Origin of the sequence: Streptomyces brasiliensis (assembly GCF_014647875.1) — a bacterium.
Lineage (GTDB): Bacteria > Actinomycetota > Actinomycetes > Streptomycetales > Streptomycetaceae > Streptomyces > Streptomyces brasiliensis.
The window spans coordinates 1-7,792 of record NZ_BMQA01000142.1; the positions used below are offsets into that span (position 1 = coordinate 1).

The following is a 7,792-nucleotide window of genomic DNA, read 5'->3' on the forward strand; positions in this document are numbered from 1 at the left end:
CTGTGGAAAAGTGGACGACTGGACATCAGTCACTTATCTAAGTGGCATTGCCCCACAGGGTTCAGCGGTGTCGCCCGTGCTCGCCAATCTGTTCCTCCACTACGCGTTCGACACGTGGATGGCCCGGGAGTTCCCCGGCATCGGGTTCGAGCGTTACGTGGACGACGCGGTGGTCCACTGCGTCAGTGAGTCGCGAGCGCGCACGGTGCTGGCGGCGATCGAGGAGCGGATGCGCGAGGTCGGGTTGGAACTGCACCCCGACAAGACCCGGATCGTCTACTGCAAGGACGGGAAGCGGCGCGGCTCGCATGAGTACACGGCGTTCACGTTCCTGGGGTTCACGTTCCGGGCGCGCGGGGCGCGGACGAAGACCGGGGAGATGTTCCTCAGCTTCAACCCGGCGGTCAGCAAGGAAGCCTTGAAGATGATGAGCGCACAGGTGCGGTCCTGGCGACTGCATCAGCGCACCGACCTTTCCGACGCGGACCTCGCACGGCGGATCAACCCGGTCGTGCGTGGTTGGTTGAACTACTACGGCGCCTTCTACCGATCGGCGCTGTATCCCCTCCTGACCCGCATCAACGCCTACGTGATGCGGTGGTCGCGCAACAAGTACAAACGGCTGCGGAACAGGAAGAAAGCCCAAGCTGCGTGGGACCGGGCCGTGAAGCTACGGCCTCGGTTCTTCGCGCACTGGGTCTGGGTCAACACCGTCCCGGCTGTCTGGTGATCAGGACGACAAGAGCCCGGTGAACCGAGAGGTTCACGCCGGGATCTGTGGGAGCCCCGGGGTGAGATTCCCCGGGGCCACCCGACCGCGACAGACCCGTCACCGCCCGGGAGGTGAGGCGCGGCCGGCTGGCCGACGCGATTCGGCAGATATTCCAGGAGTCCGGCGGTACCTACGGCTCCCCGAAGATCTGGATCACGCTCGTGCGGGAAGGGTGGTGCGTCTCGGTGAACACCGTCGCGAAGCTCATGGCCGACCTCGGCCTGGCCGGGCGTAGGATCCGCCGTCGGCGCGGGCTGACCCGGCCCGGGAAGCGGCCGGCGGCGCCGGACTTCGTGCAACGCGACTTCACCGCGGATGCCCCGGACCAGGTCTGGTGCGGCGACAGATCGTCACCAGCGAGGGCAAGCTCTACCTATAAGTTACGTGGAATCACGCTGACGGATGGACCTGCCGCATGGGTCGGTACGCCGACGCGGGTGTCGCGTTGAGCGTGTTCGTGACGGTGTTGTCGGAGAAGTGGCCGGTCCTGGACCGGCATGAGCGGGCGGCCGAGTGGCTGCAGATCTGGTCGGATCTGGGTCGGGCACCCCGGACGATTGACGCGTACGCCCGTGGTCTGGGCGAGTTCCTGCTGGTGTGCGAACGGGACGGGATCGACCCGGAGACCGCCAACCGCAGCCACATTGCCGCGTTCGTACGGGAGTTGAGGACACGTCCGAGTCGCAGCGGGGCCAACGTTCTGGCCCTGGACTCGGGGGCGGGCTTGGCCAACGCCACCCTGCAGCAACGGCTGGTGCCGGTCCGGCTGTTCTACGACTTCCTCGTCGAGGAAGGGGTGCGCGAGTCGAACCCGGTGGGCCGTGGCCGCTACACCCCGGGGCGGGGCCGCGGCGGCGGGACGGCGCGGGGACTGGTGCCGCGGCTGGTGAAGCTGCCCTGGATCCCGGCTGAGGCCGAGTGGCTGCAGGTCCTGGAGGTCTTCCGGGCCGAGCCGATTCGCAACCGGCTGATGCTGGCGCTCGCCTATGATGCGGCGCTTCGCCGGGAAGAGCTGTGCGCTTTGCGGAGCGATGACATCGATCCGGCTCACCGCACGGTGCGGGTGCGGGCGGAGACCACCAAGACCCGACAGGAGCGGGTGGTGCCCTACTCGGCGTCCACCGGGGTGCTGCTGGGCGAGTATCTGCGCCATCGCGCCACGCTGTCGCGGGCCCGTGGGCCGCTGTTCCTCTCGGAGTCGCGGCGCAATACAGCCCAGCCGCTGACCTTGTGGACCTGGTCGAAGGTCGTGCGCCGGCTCGCGCTGGCCGCCGAGGTGCCGCGGTTTTCCACCCACACCACACGGCACCTGTGCCTGACGGACCTGGCCCGGATGGGCTGGGAAGTGCACGCGATCGCCTCGTTCGCTGGACACCGCAGCACCGAGTCGACCTTGCGCTATATCCATCTGTCCGGACGCGAGCTCTCCGCACGGCTGAACGCCTCGATGTCGCATCTGCACGCCTGGCGGGTCGAGGCGCTCACCCGCACGGACAGGAATCCGCAGTGATCCCGGCCCAGGTCCGGACGCCGGCGGCCCGGCCGAGGGCCGCGGCCGGTGTCCCGGTCCTGTTCGCCACGGGTGGTTTCGACCGCCGCCCCCAGCTGCTGGAGCGGGAGGCCGCAGCTCTGAACGCGCTTGACCTGCAAGCCCTGCGTCGGTTGCGAGCCCGCGGCATACCGCGCCGAACAGCGAAGCACTGGCGAGCTCTGTCCCGCCTGGTCGAGCCCCTCGACCAGGCCCGCGCCGCTCTGCACGACCACGGGGAGGCGCGTCAGCTCCGGGCCGGATCACAGGCGGTGGCCATCGTGCTGGCCAACTGCCGGACAATGCAACGCACTTGGTGGGGATGGACCACATGGGACTGGGCCCGACTGTGCTGCCCCGGCAGCGCCGAGTTCCGCACCGCCCAGGAGCTGCCGACCGACGCCACCGTGCGCCCGTATCTAATCGCGTTGGGCTATCTCCTCGGCGGCTTCACCGACTTCCAGCATCTGGGCAACTTCAACCGGCTCCACCTGGCCCAGCTCGTGTTCGGCGCCGAGGCTGTCGAGACGGCGATGGACGAGGTCGCGGTGGTCGCGGACCGCTGGGGATATCGCAGTCAGAACCGTGAGGATGGCCGCTACCGGCTGCCCGGCGTCCTGGCCCAGGCCCTGCTGATCAACCGCAGTCCCCGGATCGAGGACCTGACCACCAAGGCATTCGCCCGTCTGCACGCCCACCCGACCACCAGCACCCGCTACTCGGCCGGGTTCTTCGCGCTGCAGAAGATCGTGGCCGATCTCGGCCACTGCCAGACCCGCCCCGGCTTCAATCACGCGCCCACGCTCGCCGGGGTGCCCGAGCCGTGGTCGTCCTATCTGCAGCGGTGGTACGACACTTCCACCCTCACCGTGAACGTCCGCAACAACATCCGCACGAACATGGCCAAGACCGGCCGCTGGCTCGCCGCCGAGCATCCCGAAGCCGTCGATCCCGCCCACTGGACGCGGACGACCTGCGCGAACTGGATCGCGGCGGTCGACAAGATGGCGGTCGGCGACTACGTCCAGCGCGCCGACCACCTCCACGAACGCCTCGGCGACCCGATCGCTCCACGCACCAAGTCCCATATCCTCATGGGCACCCGCATGTTCCTGCGCGACCTGCAGGAGTGGGAGTGGATCCCCCGGCGCTTCGATCCTGCCCGGGCCCTGGCGGTGCCCCGCACCATCGCCGCGCTGATCGCCACCGACCCCCGCGTCATCGCCGACGAGATCTGGGCCAAGCTGCTGTGGGCCGGGCTCAACCTGGAGGCGAAGGATCTTCCCGGCACCTCCGCCGGCAGCTACTACCCCCTCGAGTTGATCCGTGCTCTCGCACTGACCTGGCTGTTCTCCGGCCTGCGCAGTGACGAGATCTCCCGGCTCAGGGTCGGCTGCGTCCGCTGGCAGCACGAGGGACAGCCCATCGACGGCAGCTCCCGTGAAGTCCTGGCCGAACAAGCCGTCTGCCTGCTTGACGTCCCTGTCCACAAGACCGGCACCGCCTTCACCAAGCCCGTCGACCCGATCGTCGGCCAGGCCATCGACGCCTGGCAGGTCCTGCGGCCCGCCCAGCCCAAGCGCCTCGACTCCAAGACCAACGAGCACGTTGACTTGCTCTTCTCCATCCGCGCCCACCCGGTCGCGAAGAACTACATCAACCGCACCCTGATCCCCTCGCTCTGCGAGAAGGCCGGAGTGCCCACCGCCGACGTCCGAGGCAACATCACCAGCCACCGGGCCCGCTCGACCATCGCCAGCCAGCTCTACAACGCCAAGGAGCCGATGACCCTCTTCGAACTGCAGGCATGGCTCGGACACCGCAGCCCGACCAGCACCCAGCACTACGCGAAGATCACCCCGAACACCCTGACCAGGGCCTATACCGAGGCCGGATACTTCTCCCGCAACCTACGAACCATCGAGGTGCTCGTCGACCGGGACGCCGTCATCTCCGGCGCCGCGACCGGCGGCGAGCCCTGGCAGCACTACGACCTCGGCCATGGCTACTGCACCTACAGCTTCTTCGAGCAGTGCCAGCACCGGATGGCCTGCGCACGCTGCGACTTCTACACCCCGAAGGACTCCAGCCAGGCCCAACTCCTCGAAGCCAAGGCCAACTTGCAGCGGATGCTCGTATCCATCCCGCTGACCGACGACGAACGTGCCGCCATCGACGACGGACAGACCGCGATCGACTCCCTCCTCGACCGCCTCTCCGAGGTTCCCACCCCCGCCGGCCCTACCCCACGCGAACTCGGCCGTCCCCTCCTGCCGATCATCGACGTCCGACAAGGCAACCAAGGATGAACCCGCAGGTCACAGATTCCACAGAATGGCCACGGTGATCGATCTGTTCTCCCGTCGTCTGCTCGGCTACGCGATGGGTGCCCACCATGACGCCGAACTCGTCGTCGCCTCCTTGCAGATGGCCGCGGCCACGCGGGGCGGGGACGTGAGGGGCGTGATCTTTCACTCGGACCGCGGCAGCGAGTACGGCTCCCGCCGCTTCAGGCGGGTCTGCCGCAGGCTCGGCGTGACCCAGTCCATGGGCCGCGTCGGGTCGTGTTTCGACAACGCCGTCAGCGAGGCATTCAACAGCGTCCTCAAGGTCGAGTACGTCCACCGGCAGACCTTCGCCACCCGCACCGAGGCCCGGCTGAGGATCGCGACCTGGATTACCGGCTTCTACAACACCCGCCGGCTACACAGCGTGTGCGAGTACCGGAGCCCGATCGACTACGAACACGACCACCGGGCCAACTCCGACCTAGGACTGGCCGCATAGAAGATCTCCACAGTTCGGGGGGATTGACACCACGGCAGAAGTCACCCGATAGAGGTGGCCCCCGTTCTCGTTGCCGATCATGCCCCTGTGACGGTGTCCATCGCCTTCACGAACGGAGCAATGTGGTCCCCGTTCTCGCTGCCCAAGTGGTCCCCTCAGACCCTGTCGAAAACAACCAGGCTGAGTGCGCGGTCGCTGTCAAGGTGCTCAGTTGCGCCGGGTGATCCCGGTTGTGGCGCGCTCAGCTGACGGCAGAGAGCTGGCGGGCGAAGCGGCGGACGGCATCGGTGAAGGCATCTGGGTCGTCGAAGTTCGCGAGGTGTCGTGCCCGCGGGACCAATTCGACGCGAGCGTGCGGATGCGCGCGGGCGAAGTCCGCCTCCCCGGCCCGGAAGACGGCGTCCTTCTCGCCGTTCAGGATGAGGACCGGAGCCTTCACATAACGCATCGCACCCGCGTCGAAGCGTCCGAGTACCTCGTCCCAGGCCGCCGGCACGGTATGGAAGGCGTAGCCGGACCGGATGGTCGCCTCCACCACTTCCCGTGGGTAGAGCCGCCGCAGCAACCGGTCGTTCCACCGGGCCAGGCGATCCGCAGGCATACGAGGGACCAGTCTGGCGACCCACCGATAGGGCGCTGTCCAGAGGCCGCGGGTGGAGGCACTGGCTCCCGCGAGGATCAGCCCGCGTAGGTGTTCCGGACAGCGCCGCGCGAACTCCAGCGAGGCATATCCGCCAAGTGAGTGCCCGACAACCAGAGCCGGCCCGCGGTCGAGCGAGTCCACCGCGGAAGCGATGATTTCCGTCGCAGTGCTCAGGCTCCAGGGCTGAGCCGAGCGCTCCCCGTGGCCGGGCAGGTCGACGGCGACTACCGGGAATTCGTCCCGGAGTGCGGCAAGCTGCATGCTCCACTGTCCCGCGCTGAAGCGCGTCCCGTGAACGAAGACTATGGGCACTGCATCCGCTGCTGTCATCAGCCCCCCAGGTGACACCGTCCTCAAGCCGACTCTACCGGCGGGACCTTCTTCGCGATCAGGGGAGATGCCAGAAGGTACTCAAACGGCCACCTGTGCGGCGCTCAGGCACAAGTCTGCGGAGACGAGAACGAGGGCGTCCAAGATCGTTGTGTGACGAACAACCTGGACACCCTCGCGACGGCGCTCTATGCGACAACAGATGATCTGCCGAAGGAGCGTTCGGACTTGGCGTCGTGGCGGCCGGCCGTGGGAATCGCGCCCCAGCTCACCGACGCCGAGCTGGTCACCCTTGCAATGATGATGCAGGCCATACTCGGTTTCACCTCCGAGGCCAGGTGGCTCCGACATGCCCGGGCCCACCTGCGGCACCTCTTTCCGTACCTGCGCAGTGACCCGGCTACAACAAGCGGCTACAACAAGCGGCTACAACAAGCGGCTACGCAAGGCGGCCGACCTGCTCCGCCATATCACCCGGATCCTGGCCACCAACACCTCGATGTGGAGCGACGACGTGTGGACAGTGGACTCCACACCCGTGGAATACGGACGCTCCCGCGAGACCGTCAAACGCTCCGACCTGGCCGATGGGCCGAGTACGGGTACTGCGCCAGCCACAGCCGCTGCTTCTGGGGCCTGCGGCTGCACCTGGTGTGCACCGTGCAGGGCCTGCCGATCGCCTTCGCCCTGACCGGGGCCAAGGCCGACGAGCGCGAGACCCTGCTGGACCTGCTCGCGGCCGAACCGCACCTCGTCGCCGCCCGGCCCGGCCATGCCCTGATCGGCGACAAGAATTACTTCGGCCGTGACTGCGGACAAGAACTCGCCCAGCAGGGAATCGAGTTGCTACGACCGACCCGCAAGGGCGAACGGCAGCGGCCCGGCGGATCCCTGTTCAAGCCATTGCGGCAGGTCACGCATGAGTTGCCGAAGCTGAGCGTTTCAGGTCGGCGGGCAACCTGGTGCTGTCGGGATATCCCGTTGTCGGGCCACGAGCACGGCCATAGGGTCCCGGGCATGTCCCTACGTGTTCGTATGCGTCAAGCCCTACCAGAAGCGATGCGCGCCCGTGACAAGGCTGCAGTGAGCGCCCTGCGTGCAACGCTTGCCGCGCTGGACAACGCGGAGGCGGTGCCTGTGAGCGAAGCCGACATGCGCGGCCTGGCCCTCGAACAGTCTCCCGTCGGTGCCGGAGCCACCGAGGCAGCGCGGCGTGAGCTGAGCGAGTGCAGTGTGAGGGACATCGTGCGAGCCGAAGCCACTGAGCGACTGCAGGCCGCAGCGCAGTTGACTGCACCCGCCCATGCTGACCGAGTCGCGCGGCTCCAGGCAGAGGCCGCTGTGCTGCTTCGCTTCCTCGACGGCCACGGCACCCCGTAAAGCACGGCAGATCCGTCGTCCCGTGCCCGAATCGACGCAGGAGTACAAGCGACCGGTGGCCCGGGGTGGGCACGGGTGTGGCCTCCGCGTGATCACCGGGGGTTGTGTGGACTCCTGAGGATCGTGCGGTGGCCGCAGGTCATGGCGTAGGCCCTGCCCGCTGGCGGGCGATGTTCGACCAGGTCATGGCCCGGATCGCGAGCCTGTTCGGGCGAGTTGAACCCGGGCTGCGGCCCGCTCCTACCTGCTCGTCCTACTGTCGGGCGTCGAACGGAAAAACTGCTGGCAGCTGGCCGTGCGACACGAGGTCGCTTGAGTTGAGTGGGACTCACTTGGAGGAGGTTCGACTGAT

At 67.5% G+C, this 7,792-nt stretch carries 6 protein-coding genes and 2 pseudogenes; 7 read left to right on the forward strand and 1 reads right to left on the reverse strand.

Features of this window, described 5'->3' with window-relative positions; all coding sequences use genetic code 11:
• The 5 genes and pseudogenes from IEZ19_RS48555 to IEZ19_RS48575 form a co-directional block, all read left to right on the forward strand.
• The coding region (locus IEZ19_RS48555; protein WP_268248798.1) for a reverse transcriptase domain-containing protein at positions 1-730 on the forward strand (730 nt) is incomplete at its 5' end.
• A gap of 113 nt (positions 731-843) precedes the next feature.
• Positions 844-1,221, forward strand: coding sequence for an IS3 family transposase (locus tag IEZ19_RS54080; RefSeq protein ID WP_189317765.1), 378 nt, complete (start codon positions 844-846; stop codon positions 1,219-1,221).
• A complete protein-coding gene (locus IEZ19_RS48565) occupies positions 1,188-2,282 on the forward strand; it encodes a tyrosine-type recombinase/integrase (RefSeq protein ID WP_189317766.1) in 1,095 nt (364 codons plus the stop codon). Before IEZ19_RS54080 ends, IEZ19_RS48565 begins: the two co-directional genes overlap by 34 nt.
• Complete coding sequence (locus tag IEZ19_RS48570) at positions 2,279-4,609, forward strand: tyrosine-type recombinase/integrase (protein WP_229841707.1); 2,331 nt, start codon at positions 2,279-2,281, stop codon at positions 4,607-4,609. Before IEZ19_RS48565 ends, IEZ19_RS48570 begins: the two co-directional genes overlap by 4 nt.
• A 22-nt stretch (positions 4,610-4,631) precedes the next feature.
• A pseudogene (locus IEZ19_RS48575) lies at positions 4,632-5,087 on the forward strand (IS3 family transposase); the annotation flags it as partial.
• Between the two features lie 241 nt (positions 5,088-5,328).
• Here the strand turns inward: IEZ19_RS48575 and IEZ19_RS48580 are convergent.
• Positions 5,329-6,060 (reverse strand): alpha/beta fold hydrolase, encoded by a 732-nt coding sequence (locus IEZ19_RS48580; protein ID WP_189317768.1) that lies wholly within the window; start codon positions 6,058-6,060, stop codon positions 5,329-5,331.
• 153 nt (positions 6,061-6,213) lie between these two features.
• Here IEZ19_RS48580 and IEZ19_RS48585 point away from each other — a divergent pair.
• Positions 6,214-7,182: pseudogene (locus IEZ19_RS48585) on the forward strand (transposase); the annotation flags it as partial.
• The gene (locus IEZ19_RS48590) at positions 7,174-7,440 is read left to right on the forward strand and encodes a hypothetical protein (RefSeq protein ID WP_373297189.1); all 267 of its coding nucleotides are present in this window, start codon (positions 7,174-7,176) and stop codon (positions 7,438-7,440) included. The pseudogene IEZ19_RS48585 and the gene IEZ19_RS48590, both read left to right, overlap by 9 nt.
• Positions 7,441-7,792: the final 352 nt, after the last annotated feature.

What these genes read in the sequence shown, in the direction of transcription:
- IEZ19_RS48565 (WP_189317766.1), top strand. Translation starts at nt 1,188, where the DNA reads ATGGGTCGGTACGCCGACGCGGGTGTCGCGTTGAGCGTGTTCGTGACG.
- IEZ19_RS48580 (WP_189317768.1), bottom strand. Translation starts at nt 6,060, where the DNA reads ATGACAGCAGCGGATGCAGTGCCCATAGTCTTCGTTCACGGGACGCGC.